Here is a 15732-nt window from a genome sequence, read left to right as displayed (position 1 = left end):
TTATGTGTCGGGTTTAGCGTTTTCTCTTTGATTTTCCGGCCGGTTTCGCGGATTTCGCCATCTGCAGCAGCTGATTGATTTCATTTGGCGTCAAATGGCGATATAGACCCCTTTTTAAATTCTGAAGGAGCAAATCTCCGTACGATATTCGCTTCAGACGCACAACCGGATGGGAGATCGCTTCAAACATTCTTCTCACTTGACGGTTGCGTCCTTCATGAATGGTAATCGAAATAACGGATTGTTTATTATCGGGATCGACATCCTTATACTCCACTTCAGCAGGTGATGTCATACCGTCTTCCAGCATAATCCCTTGACGCAGCTTGTCCAGTTCGGTGCCATGAGGCACCCCTTTCACGGTAGCCAAGTATGTCTTGGGCACATGATATTTAGGGTGACTGAGCAGATTCGCAAACTCGCCGTCATTGGTTAGCAGCAGCAGACCCTCCGTGTCGTAATCCAATCGTCCAATCGGATAGACCCGCTCTTTAATGCCTTTAAGATAATCGGATACAATTTTTCGGCCTTCGGGATCGGAAGCACTTGTAATGACTCCCTTCGGCTTATTGAGCATGATATATACCTTTTTTTCGTTCTTAATCGGTTTGCCTGAAACCGTAATGACATCTTGGGCTGGATCGGCCTTCGTGCCGAGCTCGGTAACGGTCTCTCCGTTTACCTGCACCTTGCCTTCAAGAATCAATTCCTCGCACTTGCGGCGGGAAGCAACTCCGGCCTGTGCCATTATCTTCTGTAATCTCTCCATGTTCTTTAGGTCACCTCATTCCTAATGATAACCATCGACAGGATAAATCACAAGCGAGTTCCAAGGAAAATATGAGCCAGGGCAGTCGTCTGTGTGCGGAAATAGGTATAGCGGGGATATATCATGGAGTCTGGACAGCTCCATTATCACTTTGCTGGCGATAAACAGCTGGGTTTTCTGGTCCAGGCTCATGGCGGCGTAGCCGATATTGAAGTCGCCTTCCAGGCAAATATGAATCTGTCCTGGCTGGACAGATATCGAAGAGGCGGTGACCGAACCGTCCGCATGAATAATAAAGTCATAGTTCTGGTGTTTCTCTATGCATGCGGTATGATGAATAACAAAACCCTCGATTTCCATTTCATCACCCCTCCCACAATTTTCATTGCAGCAGTATATGATGGAGTGGAACCAAGGGTATAGGCAAATGCTGACGGTTGACTACCGATTAACCGAAAACCAGTAAACAGACGGCAATCGCCGCGATAAAACCTACCAAATCGGAGAACAATCCTACCTTCAGCGCATACCGGCCATTTCGAATGCCAACAGCTCCGAAATAAACGGTCAGCACATACAAGGTCGTGTCTGTGCTTCCCTGGATGGTTGATGCCATTCGTCCGATCATCGAATCCGGACCATATGCCCGGATCAGTTCGGTCGTGTAAGCAAGTGAGCCCGTCCCGGTCAGCGGCCTTAGTATTCCCAACGGTAATATCTCGCTAGGCACCCCCAAGGTTTGAAGGAAGGATCCCGTCCAACCAACAAAAAACTCCAGCGCCCCGGAAGAGCGGAAAACACTGATGGCCACCATCATCCCAACCAAATGCGGTATAATTCCGATCGCTGTTGAGAAACCATCCTTGGCTCCGTCCACAAAAGACTCATATACAGGTACTTTTCGCGTATAAGCATAAAGAGGGATAAAAGCGATAATAATGGGAATAGACCATGCTGAAACGAGATTTATCCATGACAGCAATGTTTATCACCCCTTCACATCCGGGTTCAGATCTGTTCGAATATCCGACCGTATTTGACGACGTATCGTCTGCTTCCGATACCACCGGTCTGCAATAATTGCTGCGGCCGTTGCAATTGCTGTTGCTAATAACGTTGTCCCAACAATTTCAGAAGGATTGGCAGACTCATAATTCAGCCTGATTGCTATAAGCGTTGTCGGTATTATCGTAATGCTGGCGGTATTTAACGCCAGAAGTGTACACATTGCCGGCGAAGCCGTATGCTTATCCGGGTTCAGCTTCTGAAGCTCCTGCATCGCTTTGATTCCCATCGGGGTTGCCGCATTGCCAAGGCCAAACAAGTTGGCGCTCATATTAGATAGTATATATCCCATGGCAGGATGATTCTTAGGCACATCAGGGAACAGGAAGCGGACAACCGGTCCCAGCAGCTTGGCAACCTTTGCGAGCAGCCCGGCATCCTCCGCCAGCCTCATCATACCTAGCCAAAAAACCAGGATGCTGATTAAACCGAAAGAGACGGTCACTCCGGTTTGTGCTCCATCAAAAGCTGCCTTTGTAACGCTATCTATATTGCCATTAAATGCCGCAAAGCAAAACCCAACCAATATCATCCCCATCCAAATCAAATTAATCATCACTTCGCCTCCGTTTTGTGCCCCGCTGCATGAGAATCCAGGATCTCTTTAGCGAAGACTAATTATGGTGGGCTCTGAACAGCTGCCTCAGCACTTCTCCCGTAGCCTGCCATAACGACAACGAACCAACAGGAGCCGATGCGCTTCTCGATTTCTGCACAAACTCTGGAGCTTCAGGAAGCTTGCTCCCCTCCTCATAGACCGGTATTTTGCCGATGCTGACATTCTGGAGCAGCAGCTCAATATGACCGCGAAGTCCAAACGACAGATCCGGTGATCCCGCCTTATACAGTACCAGCCTTTTAACCAGCTGTGCCTCCTCGTCATGGGCGAACGCATAAGTAAATGTACTGCCCGCAACAAGTGGATAGCCCTGGATCTTTTGTCCTTTTTCCGTCACTTTCTTTAATGGGAATTTCGCAAATCCATAGTCCAGCATCGTGGAGTGGTCATTCCAATCATTGCCGTCATTCAGCGTTACTGCCGCAATTTGCTGGCCGTTTCGAGTAGCCGAACTGACCAGACAGCGAAAGGCTTTTTTGGTATAACCCGTTTTGACACCGTCAGCTCCTTCATAGAACCGAAGCATCTTGTTCTTGTTATCCCATTTGTAATCCCATGCCTCATTCGGATTGGGTGCCTTCTTGGTCGGTGTTTTGACGATTTCGCTAAATATAGGGTTAGTGAGCGCGTAAGCTGTCAGTTTAGCTACATCGTTCGCTGAAGAGTAGTGTTCATCATGATCAAGTCCATGGGGATTCATAAAATGTGAATTTGTCAGGCCTAGTTCCATCGCCTTCTCGTTCATCAACATAACGAAGCCTTCTTCCGTACCACCGACATGCTCGGCAATAGCGGTTGCCGCATCGTTCCCTGAACGAAGCATAAGGCCATATAATAGATTTTCCAGCGTCATCTCTTCTCCAAGCTTCAAGAAAAGCGAAGAGCCCTCTTTGGCAAAAGCATTCTTGGAAATTTTAACGCGATCATCCAGCTTGCCGTGTTCAATGGCTACGATAGCTGTCATGATTTTGGTCAAACTGGCAATTCTTAATCTCTCATCCCCTTGCTTGCTGTACAGGATTCTCCCGGAAGTAACATCAATCAGCGCTGCTGCCTGGGCATGATTGGGCGGTCCACTCTCATGATCCGAATATACGGGAACATACATCACCAGCAATAGACATAGGGAGACTACCAAAGATACCAACGACTTGCAGTTTGTCCGCTTCATTTTCATTATTCTATCCTCCGGGGTTCAGAAATCTTGTACAAGTATATGTCCTCTTCGCTGAAGGTATGTCCAATTATTACAGCAAAAATCCCTTCCATCTCTGGAAGGGATCAGCTTGCTCCTATCAATACGCAGACGTATTGTTGTCGGGCGCATTGCTGCCTGATTGAAACATCGACTGGATTTGCTCAAGCAAAAATGGGGTTGCGTCGATAATTCGTTCAAACAGATGGGTTTGGTTGTCGAGTGGCACAATGTGCACGCCATCCTTGCCTACGACCAGGAAAGCAATCGGGCGAATGGAGACGCCGCCCCCGCTGCCGCCACCGAAAGGAAGGGGATTATGGTCGCCGCCATGTGCCCCGTTAGCAGCATGCTGATGGCTGCCGCCACCCTCGATGTTGTAATCGCTGCCGCCGGCTGCAAACCCGAACGCCACTTTACTGATAGGCAATATAACGCTGCCGTCAGGCGTATTCACTGGGTCGCCTACGATGGTATTAACGTCCACCATTCCCTTGATGTTCTCCAGAGCGGTTTGCATCAAGCCTTGAATAGGGTGTTCTGCCATGTTCTAATTCCTCCTTTCACCTTTAACACGCGAACTATAAGTACCAGTCCAGCATACATAGCTTTACCGCAGGAGATTTTCGCTATGCAATATAGCTCTGTGGAAATTTGCGGAGGACCGTTAAAGATTGGCACCACATCGATTTGGGGCATCTCTTCCATGATCAGGCGATACGACATCCATCCCAGAAGCGTATGCTTTATGCCATGCAGCAGCCCGGTCGCTACCGCCGTATCGGCCGCATGCTCAAGCGCAATCCGGGTTGACCAGCGCATATCCATGAGATGAACAGCCGCCATCGTCTGTCTCGTCCATTTTTTGAAGCCTTTTGTTGAAAGCATAGCCCGCCCGTAATCCTTAAATCTGATCGTTCTGCTAGAAGCCTTCTCCTCTTTTGAATCATGCGTAGTTCCTTGTTCTCCGTCTCCAGCAACGGTCTCCTTCTTAAACTCGATCCCACCGTTCGCCAGGTGAAAGGGGACTGCATATTTGCGCGTAATCAATCCGAAAATCATTTTGATTTCCGCCAATACTTTATATTCATCTTTTTTTAGAACCACATCCAGCTTAATCGTTACCTTGGAGCTCAGCACAACGATCAGCAATAAGATGAGGAGCACGACCAGACCAGCCGCCAGTAAGATCCATATCCTCACGAAGTAACCCCCAAGAAACGTGCTTAGTAAAATGTAATCCGCTTGGCTTAGTATGGCAAAACCTTCTCTAAAAGATGCGGGACTTTAAGTTTCAAAGGCAATTCTAAAACCAGTGATTTGAATATTACTGGCATGTGTCTTCTTTGGTGGAGTTATACCCTTGGAATTTAAGGGTCAGCTGGAATCAGGGTTGGAAAAACACAATACAGCGTTGAAACAGTTACCTAGAAGGAGGAGGAAACAGCAGCTCCGTTGATATCCGTGGTGAGTAGCAAAATCTCATTCTGGAAAATTTTAAGAATAAAGATAATGCAGTATAATTTATACTGTAGCAACCTTTCATTAAGGAGGTGTATAGATGAGTAAAATTTTTAGTTTACTTTTAGTCGCGGGACTCTTGTCAATTATTCTCGGCTGCAATGGTGTTCAACAGAGACAGAATGCACAAACATCGGATGAGAAAGAAATTTCAAGCAATCAGAATGACAAAGAATCAGAAAATTCTAGCCAACCCTATAAGGCAAAATATCTCGATAACCCACAGTATCTTGATGAAAGTCTCTACGAAGGGGACGAACTTGAAATTGTTCGAGTGCTAAATAATATGATGAAGAGCATTCTTACGGAAAATGTAGATGGCTATAGAAGTGTTTTGACAAAAGACCATTACCAACAAACAGATACTGAAGAATATCTCAAAAATATCAAAATAACATATTTATCTGAAGCGACTTTTTATGATGGTCCATCAGAGTACTTTTCTGATATGGAAGTAGGTGTTAAAGAAGAATCATACCTTCCCAATTCCACTGATTCCCCCAATGCTTATTTCGGAACAGCTATATATCTAATGTTTAAGGAAGATGGCCAGTGGAAGATTGGTGAAAAAAAGTGGTGACATATTGCCCTATACAGTTAACAGAACCTGATTATATAAGCCGTATTGAAAATATAAAGTTAATTGATATTAACGGAAGGTTGGTTGATTCCATGAAAACACAAAAAATCCCGAGCGTGCTTAAACAGCGCTCGGGATAACATCTTACTCTTATATGAGATACTAGCTTTCCCCCACATCATCAAACGTAAGCTGACGATCATCCAGCTTATCGAATAATAGCTGCGTCTCTTCTTCTAACTGATCCGTGTCCTCAAACTGTGACGGCTCGGGTAAATCCTTGATATTAGCGAGTCCGAAATAATCCAGAAATGATTTGGTCGTTCCATACAGAATCGGCCTGCCAATCGCTTCGGCACGTCCGACTTCCTCGATCAATCCCTTACTCACTAATGTATGGATCGCACGCTCGGATTTAACCCCCCGGATGTCTTCAATCTCCACACGCGTTATCGGCTGGCGATAAGCGACAATGGACAGCGTTTCAAGCGCCGCTTGAGACAATGCAGAGCGGGAAGGCGAATAAGCCAATCGTTCGAAGTACGGGGCATGCTCGGCCAATGTAGCCATTTTGTAGCTTCCGGCAATCTGAACAATCTGAATTCCCCGCTCCTGACGCTCCCATTCCTCCTTCATGTCCTCAAGTGCTTCACCAACCAGGCCATCCGATTGCTCGGTGATCTCAGCAATGTGCTTGACCGATAAGCCCTCTTCCCCAGACAGGAACAGAAGCCCCTCAATAATCGATTTCAGCTTCGGATAATCCATCAATGCGTTCTTCCCCTCTCCACTCCAAAACGATATCTTCAAACAACTTCTCCTGATAGCACAAAATTTGTTTCATTTTCATAAGTTCCAATATGGCCAGGAAGGTCACCACGATCTCATGCCGTTCCATCTCTTCGTGTAAAAGCTTGGAGAACAGGACCCTTCCCCCTGTGCCGGCCTGTTCCAAGGTGTCCATGACCTGGCGAATGCGATCCTTTACCGATATTTCATCCCGCTGAATGCGGGCATACGAAGTACGCTTGACTGCCTTACTTAACGCTTTCTGGAAAGCGCTGATCAAATCCGATATATGTAATCCCTGTACCGGGTTTTCCTCCACTAGCGGCATATAAGCGCTCAGATCTTCCGCTTCCTTGGAATAAATGTGGCTGCGTTCAAACTCTTTCTCATGCAGATGGCGTGCGATGCCTTTATATTTGCGGTATTCAATCAGCTTGGCAATGAGTTCTGCTCTCGGATCCATGTCGTCCTCTTCATAAAAATCGAACTCGTCCATTTCGATAACGGGAGGCTTAGGAAGCAGCAGCTTGCTCTTTATAGACAACAGCGTGGCAGCCATCACCAGGAATTCGCTCGTAACTTCCAGCTCCAACTCCTGCATATTGTGCAAATAGGCCATGTATTGCTCAGTAATCTCACTGACGGGAATATCCTGGATGTCGATTTCCGCTTTATCAATCAAATGCAGCAGCAGATCGAGCGGTCCTTCAAACGTTTCCAGCTTGTATAATACGGTCACGGTAAATCCTCCCGCCAAAAATAAAATGCAGTGCTCTTAAAAAAGAGCACTACATTAAATAAGCACTATTTTAGGCTTTTCGTCAAGTTCGCCATTTCAATGGCTGCCATGGCCGAATCCCAGCCTTTATTGCCAGCCTTGGTTCCTGCCCGTTCAACGGCTTGCTCGATATTCTCTGTCGTGACGACTCCGAAAATCGTTGGTACACCGGTCTTCAGATTAATGGCCGAAACTCCTTTGGCCACTTCGTTGCATACATAATCGTAGTGAGTGGTGGAGCCGCGAATGACGGTTCCCAAGGTGATGATTGCATCGTATTTACCGCTCTCTGCCATTTTTTGGGCAATGAGCGGGATTTCGAATGCTCCTGGTACCCAAGCCACGTCGATTTCGTTATCATCTGCACCGTGACGTTTCAATGCGTCCAGAGCGCCTCCGAGCAGCTTACTGGTGATGAATTCGTTGAATCGACCTACTACGATACCGTACTTTAGACCTTCAGATACTAATTTACCTTCAAATATAGTTGCCATTATGGATGACTTCCTTTCGGTTTGGAGTTTATAAGGTCAATCAAGGGAGATGAGATTAGTTCGATGTCGTTTGCCCGCTGCGCTGACGGCTGCTGCTTCCGATCGCTGTTAACTCCTGATTTCACGAATAATTTACCAGGGTAGAAATCAGGAGTTAAAGGCGACCGCTGGCGCTTCTCCAACAGCATTCCGCCCTCTTCGCTAGGTCATACCATAGAAGCAAATCATTCCACATGATCGACCTTTTGTTATTTGGTGATTAGTTGGCACTCTCGTTCTGCTCGATATCGTTGAACTTCAGCATATGACCGAGCTTCGCTTGCTTGGTATGCAGGTAACCTGTATTATCCTCGTTCTCGGGCATTTGGATCGGGACCCGCTCCACTACTTCCAGGCCGTAACCTTCAAGGCCCTTGATTTTACGCGGGTTGTTTGTCAGCAGGCGGATTTGTCTCACACCCAGATCCTTCAGAATCTGGGCACCGATGCCGTAATCGCGTAGATCTGCCGCAAAGCCGAGCTTCAGATTCGCGTCGACGGTATCAAGTCCCTCTTCCTGGAGCTTGTAGGCTTTCAGTTTGTTGATTAAGCCGATGCCCCGCCCCTCCTGGCGCATGTAGAGGAGCACACCTCTGCCTGCTTCGTCAATCTGGCGAAGGGCCGCCTCAAATTGCGGACCACAGTCGCAGCGATGGGAGTGGAACACATCCCCTGTCAAGCACTCAGAGTGAACGCGGACGAGAACTGGCTCATGTGGGTCGATCTCTCCTTTGACCAAAGCGACATGCTCTTTGTTGTCCACGTCGTTGGTGTAAGCAACGGCCTGAAACACGCCGTAGTCGGTCGGCATCCGTACAGCTACCTCACGCTGCACGAGCTTCTCTTTTTCGTTGCGGTAATGGATCAGATCCTTGATGCTAATCAGCTTCAGATCATGCTTTTTCGCAATCTCCACCAGGTCGGGAAGACGGGCCATCGTTCCGTCTTCTTTGATCACCTCGCAAATGACGCCGGCCGGATAGGAGCCGCTGAGCCGGGCAAGATCGACCGCTGCCTCGGTATGTCCTGCACGGCGAAGGACGCCCCCGTCCTTTGCAATTAGCGGGAACATATGTCCCGGCCTGCGGAAATCCGCAGCAGACGCGCTTGAATCCAGGATACTCTTCACGGTTACGGACCGCTCATAGGCGGATATGCCTGTCGTTGTGTCCTTATGATCAATGGAGACGGTAAAAGCCGTTCCATGAAAATCTGTATTTTGGGTAACCATCGGTTTGAGATCAAGTTCCTGAGCTCTTGCCTGCGTCATCGGCAAGCATACTAACCCGCGGCCTTCGGTGATCATAAAATTGATAACCTCAGGGGTTGCCTTGTCTGCCAGAGCGATAAAATCCCCTTCATTCTCGCGATCTTCATCGTCAACGACAATGATGACCTTGCCTTCCTTCAAATCTGATAACGCCTCGTCGATTGTATGAAATGAAAAACGTTCATCCATCGTTGCCCCTCCTTTTTCTCCAAAACGTCTGTTGTCTAGAAGCAATCTTTATACAAACCCGTGCTCAGCAAGATAGTCTCTGCTCAATTCACGCTTGGTCCCGCCTCTTCTACCCGTATCTTGTGAGCCAAAATGCAGAAGATGCTCCACATATTTCCCTAAAATGTCGGTTTCGATATTCACTGTATCGCCCGCTTTTTTATCAGCAAGCACCGTCTCCGCCAGTGTGTGGGGGATGATAGACACCGTAAACGAGGTCTCTGTCGTTTTAACAACAGTCAAGCTGATTCCATCCAAGGTGACGGAGCCTTTCGGAATAATATATTTGATTACGTCCTTGTTCGAAGGCGCAACCTCATACACCACCGCATTCTGATCCGTCTGCACGCTGCGGATGACCCCAACACCATCGACATGCCCCTGAACGATGTGGCCGCCAAATCTTCCTCCGGCTGCCATCGCCCGTTCCAGATTGACCTTCCCTCCAGGCTGCAAATCCTTTAGATTGGTGCTTCTATAGGTTTCAGGCATGACGTCCACCGTGAAAATTCCTTTGTTAATCGTCGTAGCTGTTAAGCAGACGCCGTTCACGGATACACTGTCGCCCAGCTTTAAATCATCCATGATCCGGCTAGCTGAGATGCTCAGCAGCATGGCCTCGCCTTTGCGCCCAATCCGTCTCATCACGCCGATCTCCTCGACCAATCCGGTAAACACAGGCATGCCTCCTTCCATGTTCTCTTAATGCCAGACCGGAATGCCGGTGACATATATATTGTCATCCAGTCTTTCCATCTCAAGCTTTGTCAGCTGAATCGCTTGATTCATCAACTCATATCCGCTAAACATGTAATTTCCTGGGGCATCGAATCCTCCGACAATTTTTGGAGCGATAAACTGAATGATCCGATCCACCAGCTTATTCTCCAGCATTGATCCATTGAGTGTACCCCCGCCTTCAAGCAGAATGGAGGACATCCCCATCTGCCCCAGCTTTGCCATCGCAGACTTCAAATCAACGCGAGGCCCTGCTCCGCAGGGAATGACCTGAATTCCCTGTTCTTCCAACCTGGATCGCTTTGTCGCATCCGCCTTCTCCGTTGTCAAGATCCATGTAGGAGCCAATCCGTCTGTTACAACCCTGCTGTCAGGCGGTATGCGCAAGCTGGAATCCACAATAATCCTGATTGGATGCAGCCCTTCAACGCCAAGCCGGGTCGTAAGACTCGGGTTATCCGCTATCACCGTCGATACGCCAACCATGATGCCTTGATGCCGGTGACGAAGCGTATGCACAAGCTCCCTGGATTCCTCATTCGAAATCCATTTGCTATCGCCTGTCTTCGAAGCGATCTTGCCGTCCAGCGTGCTCGCCGTCTTAAGCGTTACGAAGGGATGGCCCGACGTAATGTATTTAATAAAGGCTTCATTAAGGCGGAGAGCACGGTCTCTGAGTATGCCAGTCTCGACCTGGATTCCTGCTGCACGAAGCATCTGAATCCCTGTTCCCGCTACAAGGGGATTCGGGTCTTCGCAGGCAACGACAACTCGCTTAACCCTCTCGGCAATCAGTCTTTCGCTGCAAGGCGGCGTCGCACCATAGTGACTGCAAGGTTCCAATGTTACGTATACTGTGCTGCCTGCTGCTTTTTGGCCTGCCATATTCAAGGCGTGCACTTCGGCATGCGGGGTTCCGCGCTCCAGATGCGTGCCTACTCCTGCAAGCGCGCCGTCCTTTACGATGACGCAGCCGACAACCGGGTTCGTCCCCGTTTGGCCCTGAGCGCGTTCAGCCAAGTCCAGGGCAAGTGTCATATAGAATTCATCGTTTACGATATCCATCCTAAGCCCCCCCTTTCATTGCATTCAAACAAAATAAGCCCCGGTAGGATTCGGCGGAATCCTTACCAGGGCTTGATGAGAGTTAAAATAAAGGACACGATAAATAACCGTTATGAACGCAGATTTTGACTACAACAAACGATCCAAATCCGTTATCAGAGGCGCCAAAATAATCGCCATAACAGCTTTGAATTGCATGTGAAAACCTGCACAAAACGCATGTCACGTTGTGCGCGCAGACACAATAGCACCTAATGCATATGTGTCTCTCACTCCTTCTCCCATCCAGACTATACTGTCGGTCCCGGATTTACACCAGGTCCACCGCATACGGTGTGTATCATCACACACATATCCGGGTCACGGACTAAGACGCAGCGTTCAGCTTTGTTAAGCTGCTGTACTGCGTACATCACCGCCGGTAGGGAATTTCACCCTGCCCCGAAGGATTTTGCTAGATATTCTGTTTTTCCTTGTTTTGCTCCTACTCACTCTAAAATTAACACCCATAAATAAAAAAAGCAAGTGAAAAACACCCTTGCTTTATAACATATATATTTATTCTCCCTCTAGCCAGGCTGTAAAGACAGCTTTACTCACTCTAATTATTCTGCGCTTACCAACCCTTTCACGTGAAAAGTGGGTCTTTAAGATGCTCTGTTTTCTAACAAAATCTGTTTGCTATAGTTTGGTTTGGTCCTTGAAATAAAGCAAAGGAAAATAATGAATACTATTCCCCTTCATTTCATGCATTCTTAGTGCTTTCTCCATCTTAACTTATTTTATTTAATTGTAATCTTAATTATATAACATCCTCATAACATTGTTATTCATTTGTTGAGTTTTAGTTAACATTGTATGGCTAATTATTAGAATTAATTAAAATTATTAATGAAGCAAGTATAATTTTTATATTTTTTTATAAAAAATACCATAAAAACTACAATATATAATTATTTACAATCATTAGGTTAAAGTATATATTTATTACAAGATCATCCGATCTTACCATTATTTGGAGGTGTCTTATGAGTCTGAGAAAAAAATTGTCTAAACTATTTATTTGCGGAAGTGTAGTAAGTGCAATGCTAATGTCTCAATCAGCATTTGCAGCTACTGAAATTACGGTATCTCCCGAACCTCAGTCTGAGAGCCAGCTAAGCACCAATAAAAACATGTATTTTGTATTGCCCAACCTTCAAGCTTGGAATTACTATATGTCTATTGGAAATGGCTATGTATATGAATCGCCCTATTCACACCAAGTGAGGTTAGCTGTTTATCAAAAACCGGCAACGCAAGGTGGTTCAAGTCCAACTGTCAGATACACTGTTGTTAAATCTAACAGTAGCGGAAGTCCTCAATCATATACATTGACAGGAGAAACGACCTTAAACCAGATGGTTCAACTTGATCAAGGCACGTATTATGTCTTTGTTGAAAATATTAGTAATTCCGATGCCTATGTTCATGTTATTCTGGGTAACAATTAAGTAGTTTTCATATTACGAGTAATAATATTGTGCACTTGTCACTCATAAGTATAGTGGCAAGTGTCCATTTACTCCTAGATTCCTATATTCTCGTATAGGGAACCTGAAATCTACCAATACCTATTGCCACGTTTCTTTATGAAACAACTCTCTGGTGAATTCTAAAAGTTATTAATTTGTCCATTGGCTGACCATATGCAGAATTTATTGCAAATAAATCAAAGGCCTGAGCAATAGGCTTGTTTGAGAAACTAAATGCAGAAATCAAAGAAAAAACCTGCCGGTTAATTGGCAGGTTTTTCTTTGATTTTCAGACTATCTACGAAATAACAATGAAACCAACACAACTCTATTTCAAAAATGAATTGTTACTGCGTATAAGTATATACATATTCACCAAACGATTTCTAGATATTTTATACGGATGATTACCCACAACTCACCCATCTTCGAAAATCGCGTTAAACTAACTTTTTTAAAACTTATAACATTAATATCAGACCAAACATGAGATATACTAGGAGAATCCACACCAGGGGGAGAACAGTAAAGTTAAAGTCGTATCATGGATCACAGTTTTATAAAGGAGCGAACAATCATGAAAACTTCACTGGATATCATCGTCCGTCCTACGGAGATCGACGTCAATGGACATGTAAACAATGCGAAATACCTGGAGTATTTGGAATGGGGCCGGGAAGAATGGTATGAAGCAGGAGACCTTCCGTACGATGTGCTGAAACGGCTTGGCGTCCAGACCGTAACCGTCAATATTAACATAAATTACCGTAAGGAGTGCGGGCAAGGCGAGCGACTGACAATCGTAACCGAACCGCATGCGGTGGGTCGAACAAGTTATGTGCTGAATCAGAGGATATTCAACGAACAGGGAGAACTCTGCGCGGATGCTGCAGTCACCAGTGTTGCCATGGATGTTGATACGCGTAAAAGCCGGCTCGTTCCGGAGGAGCTCCGCAAATTTTTTCCTAAATCTGTGTGACTCTACTCCTTCCAGCAGCATAAAAAACAGGCTCACCTCTGAGGCGAGCCTGTCCAATACGAGGCGATAAATTAAGCTTCGTATACTTCTACTTTTTCCATTTTGTCGCGGCCTTTAAATGCATCCACGTACTCCATGCCCTCTACTACTTTACCAAATACCGTATGTTGTCCGTCCAAATGCGGCTGCGGCTCGTAGCAAACGTAGAACTGGCTTCCGCCCGTGTTGCGGCCGGCATGCGCCATAGCCAAGCTTCCACGCTCATGCTTGTTAGGGTTGATCTCGCAGTTGATAGTATAACCAGGGCCGCCGGTACCAGTACCTTGCGGGCAACCGCCTTGAGCGACGAACCCAGGGATTATACGGTGAAATACAAGACCGTTATAAAATCCGGAGTTTGCCAATTTCTCAAAATTTGCGACCGTATTCGGTGCATCATTCTCAAACAGATCAAGCACAACCTCTTTACCATTCTCTAATGTGATCTTCGCTTTTTTCGCCATTTGTGTATCTCCTTCCGTTCTTAGAACGTTTCATCGATTATTTACAATGCAAGTTATAGTTTACTATGAAATGACCCTTGAAGCAAAACGTACTTACACATTCTCTCAAGATATAATCAACGCAAAAAACAGAGCAAAGAGCCCAGCCCACGCCGGAGGCGTGGGTGGGCCCTCTGATGAGGTTTATCTGATAACACGATTAACTTGTTACGGTTTCTTTCGCAGTGTTCGCTGGCACGACATCGTGGCTGATGATGTCAGCAAGCGATTCACGGCGCACGACCAATTTGCTCTGTCCGTCTTTAACAAATACGACAGCTGGCTTTCGGATTCGGTTGTAATTGCTGGCCATGGAATAGTTGTATGCGCCCGTGCAGGTTACGGCTAGAAGATCGCCCGCTGCTACTTTTGGCAGCTCCAAGTCCCAGATCAGCATGTCTCCGCTCTCACAGCACTTGCCCGCAATGGACACCGTTTCTTCAGGCTTCTCCTGAGCCCGGTTGGCGAGCAGCGCTTCATATTTCGACTCATACAATGCAGGACGCGGGTTATCCGTCATTCCGCCGTCGACGGCAACGTATTTGCGTACGCCGGGGATATCCTTGCTTGTACCCACCGTATAGAGCGTGGTTCCTGCCTCTCCTACGATACTGCGGCCTGGCTCCACCCAAATTTCGGGAAGCTCGGAGCCCAGGTCGGCAAAGTGAACCTTTACAGCATCCGTGATCGCTTTTACATATTGGGAAACATGAAGGGGCGTATCTCCATCCACGTAGCGAATACCGAAACCGCCGCCCAAATTAACCACCTTGAATCCAATGTTCAATCCTTCTTTTACAGAAGCGGCAAATTCAGCAACGCGCTGAACCGCCATTTGGAACCCATCCACCTCAAATATTTGTGAGCCGATATGAGAATGAATGCCCAAAAGATGAATATTTGCTTGAGTTTCTGCAAGTTTCACAGCCTCATAAGCTGAACCATTTCCGATATCAAAGCCAAATTTTGAATCGGTCTGACCTGTTGAAATATATTCATGCGTATGAGCTTCGACACCCGGTGTCACGCGAAGAAGAACATTAACCTTTTTATTCTTCTCGGCAGCTATGAATTGAAGTATGTGCAGCTCAACCAGGTTATCCACAACGAAGCAGCCGATTTCAGCATCCAGCGCCATTTCAATTTCTTCCGGCGTTTTATTGTTTCCGTGAAAATGAATTCGGTCTGCCGGAAAACCTGCCTCGAGCGCTGTGTACAGTTCACCGTCGGAAACAACGTCAAGTGACATCCCTTCCTCTTCGGCCAAACGGCACATCGCCATGACACAGAACGCCTTGCTCGCGTAGGCGACCTGGAACTTCAGCCCAGAGGCTTTGAAGGCATCGATGTATTCCTGGCAGCGGTTTCGAACCGACTGCTCGTCTATAATATAAAGTGGTGTTCCGTACTGAGCTTTCAAGCTGGTGGTGTCACAACCACCGATCTCTAAATGCCCCTGATCGTTAATCTTGCTAGTCCCGTGTAAAAACATGCTTACAATTCCTCCGATCCATTGATTCAAATTAAAATAATCGAATAATTGTTCA

General features: G+C 46.6%; 19 protein-coding genes and 1 riboswitch. Of the genes, 3 read left to right on the top strand and 16 right to left on the bottom strand.

Annotated elements, in window-relative coordinates:
* Positions 1-13: 13 nt before the first annotated feature.
* The 7 genes from AM231_RS05700 to AM231_RS05670 all read right to left on the bottom strand — a co-directional run bounded on the left by AM231_RS05700 (position 14) and on the right by AM231_RS05670 (position 4851).
* Positions 14-769: a pseudouridine synthase gene (locus AM231_RS05700; protein WP_053488802.1), complete on the bottom strand. Its 756-nt coding sequence runs from the start codon at positions 767-769 to the stop codon at positions 14-16.
* Positions 770-790: 21 nt separating this feature from the next.
* A complete protein-coding gene (locus AM231_RS05695) occupies positions 791-1129 on the bottom strand; it encodes an N-acetylmuramoyl-L-alanine amidase (protein WP_054401642.1) in 339 nt (112 codons plus the stop codon).
* An 88-nt stretch (positions 1130-1217) separates the two neighbouring features.
* Positions 1218-1751 (bottom strand): spore maturation protein, encoded by a 534-nt coding sequence (locus AM231_RS05690; RefSeq protein WP_053488804.1) that lies wholly within the window; start codon positions 1749-1751, stop codon positions 1218-1220.
* Between the two features lie 6 nt (positions 1752-1757).
* Positions 1758-2390: a nucleoside recognition domain-containing protein gene (locus AM231_RS05685; protein WP_054401641.1), complete on the bottom strand. Its 633-nt coding sequence runs from the start codon at positions 2388-2390 to the stop codon at positions 1758-1760.
* Positions 2391-2448: 58 nt separating this feature from the next.
* Entirely contained in the window at positions 2449-3630 is a 1182-nt protein-coding gene (locus AM231_RS05680) for a D-alanyl-D-alanine carboxypeptidase family protein (protein WP_207383531.1), read from the bottom strand.
* A gap of 118 nt (positions 3631-3748) precedes the next feature.
* On the bottom strand, positions 3749-4195 hold the full coding sequence (gene ytfJ / locus AM231_RS05675) for a GerW family sporulation protein (protein WP_054401639.1): 447 nt from the start codon (positions 4193-4195) through the stop codon (positions 3749-3751).
* Positions 4168-4851: a DUF2953 domain-containing protein gene (locus tag AM231_RS05670; RefSeq protein ID WP_054401638.1), complete on the bottom strand. Its 684-nt coding sequence runs from the start codon at positions 4849-4851 to the stop codon at positions 4168-4170. The genes ytfJ and AM231_RS05670 overlap by 28 nt, the downstream gene beginning before the upstream one ends.
* 358 nt (positions 4852-5209) lie before the next feature.
* On the opposite strand from AM231_RS05670, the gene AM231_RS05665 reads away from it, so the two are divergent.
* Positions 5210-5749 (top strand): hypothetical protein, encoded by a 540-nt coding sequence (locus tag AM231_RS05665; RefSeq protein WP_054401637.1) that lies wholly within the window; start codon positions 5210-5212, stop codon positions 5747-5749.
* Between the two features lie 162 nt (positions 5750-5911).
* Here the strand turns inward: AM231_RS05665 and scpB are convergent, their stop codons facing one another.
* The 7 genes from scpB to ribD form a co-directional block, all read right to left on the bottom strand.
* Positions 5912-6517 (bottom strand): SMC-Scp complex subunit ScpB, encoded by a 606-nt coding sequence (gene scpB, locus AM231_RS05660; protein WP_053488810.1) that lies wholly within the window; start codon positions 6515-6517, stop codon positions 5912-5914.
* Entirely contained in the window at positions 6486-7277 is a 792-nt protein-coding gene (locus tag AM231_RS05655) for a segregation and condensation protein A (RefSeq protein WP_053488811.1), read from the bottom strand. Before AM231_RS05655 ends, scpB begins: the two co-directional genes overlap by 32 nt.
* A gap of 65 nt (positions 7278-7342) precedes the next feature.
* Positions 7343-7810, bottom strand: coding sequence for a 6,7-dimethyl-8-ribityllumazine synthase (ribH, locus tag AM231_RS05650; protein ID WP_053488812.1), 468 nt, complete (start codon positions 7808-7810; stop codon positions 7343-7345).
* Complete coding sequence (locus AM231_RS05645) at positions 7810-7998, bottom strand: hypothetical protein (protein ID WP_054401636.1); 189 nt, start codon at positions 7996-7998, stop codon at positions 7810-7812. The genes ribH and AM231_RS05645 overlap by 1 nt, the downstream gene beginning before the upstream one ends.
* A 71-nt stretch (positions 7999-8069) precedes the next feature.
* Complete coding sequence (locus AM231_RS05640; protein WP_053488813.1) at positions 8070-9308, bottom strand: bifunctional 3,4-dihydroxy-2-butanone-4-phosphate synthase/GTP cyclohydrolase II; 1239 nt, start codon at positions 9306-9308, stop codon at positions 8070-8072.
* Between the two features lie 48 nt (positions 9309-9356).
* A complete protein-coding gene (gene ribE, locus AM231_RS05635) occupies positions 9357-10025 on the bottom strand; it encodes a riboflavin synthase (RefSeq protein WP_053488814.1) in 669 nt (222 codons plus the stop codon).
* Between the two features lie 24 nt (positions 10026-10049).
* Positions 10050-11150, bottom strand: a complete 1101-nt coding sequence (gene ribD / locus AM231_RS05630) for a bifunctional diaminohydroxyphosphoribosylaminopyrimidine deaminase/5-amino-6-(5-phosphoribosylamino)uracil reductase RibD (protein ID WP_054401635.1) — start codon at positions 11148-11150, stop codon at positions 10050-10052.
* A 269-nt stretch (positions 11151-11419) separates the two neighbouring features.
* Positions 11420-11603, bottom strand: a riboswitch (FMN riboswitch).
* A gap of 575 nt (positions 11604-12178) precedes the next feature.
* On the opposite strand from ribD, the gene AM231_RS05625 reads away from it, so the two are divergent.
* Positions 12179-12643 carry a hypothetical protein gene (locus tag AM231_RS05625; protein ID WP_054401634.1) on the top strand — a complete coding sequence of 155 codons (465 nt, stop codon included), beginning with the start codon at positions 12179-12181 and terminating at the stop codon, positions 12641-12643.
* A gap of 598 nt (positions 12644-13241) precedes the next feature.
* Entirely contained in the window at positions 13242-13643 is a 402-nt protein-coding gene (locus tag AM231_RS05620) for an acyl-CoA thioesterase (protein WP_054401633.1), read from the top strand.
* A gap of 71 nt (positions 13644-13714) precedes the next feature.
* Here the strand turns inward: AM231_RS05620 and AM231_RS05615 are convergent, their stop codons facing one another.
* Both AM231_RS05615 and lysA read right to left on the bottom strand, forming a co-directional pair.
* Positions 13715-14146, bottom strand: a complete 432-nt coding sequence (locus tag AM231_RS05615) for a peptidylprolyl isomerase (RefSeq protein WP_053488818.1) — start codon at positions 14144-14146, stop codon at positions 13715-13717.
* A gap of 199 nt (positions 14147-14345) precedes the next feature.
* Positions 14346-15677: a diaminopimelate decarboxylase gene (gene lysA, locus AM231_RS05610; RefSeq protein ID WP_054401632.1), complete on the bottom strand. Its 1332-nt coding sequence runs from the start codon at positions 15675-15677 to the stop codon at positions 14346-14348.
* Positions 15678-15732: the final 55 nt, after the last annotated feature.

It is taken from the genome of Paenibacillus solani (assembly GCF_001277345.1).
In the GTDB taxonomy this organism is placed as follows: Bacteria; Bacillota; Bacilli; order Paenibacillales; family Paenibacillaceae; genus Paenibacillus_AQ; species Paenibacillus_AQ solani.
This window is presented reverse-complemented; position numbering and strand designations above follow the sequence as displayed.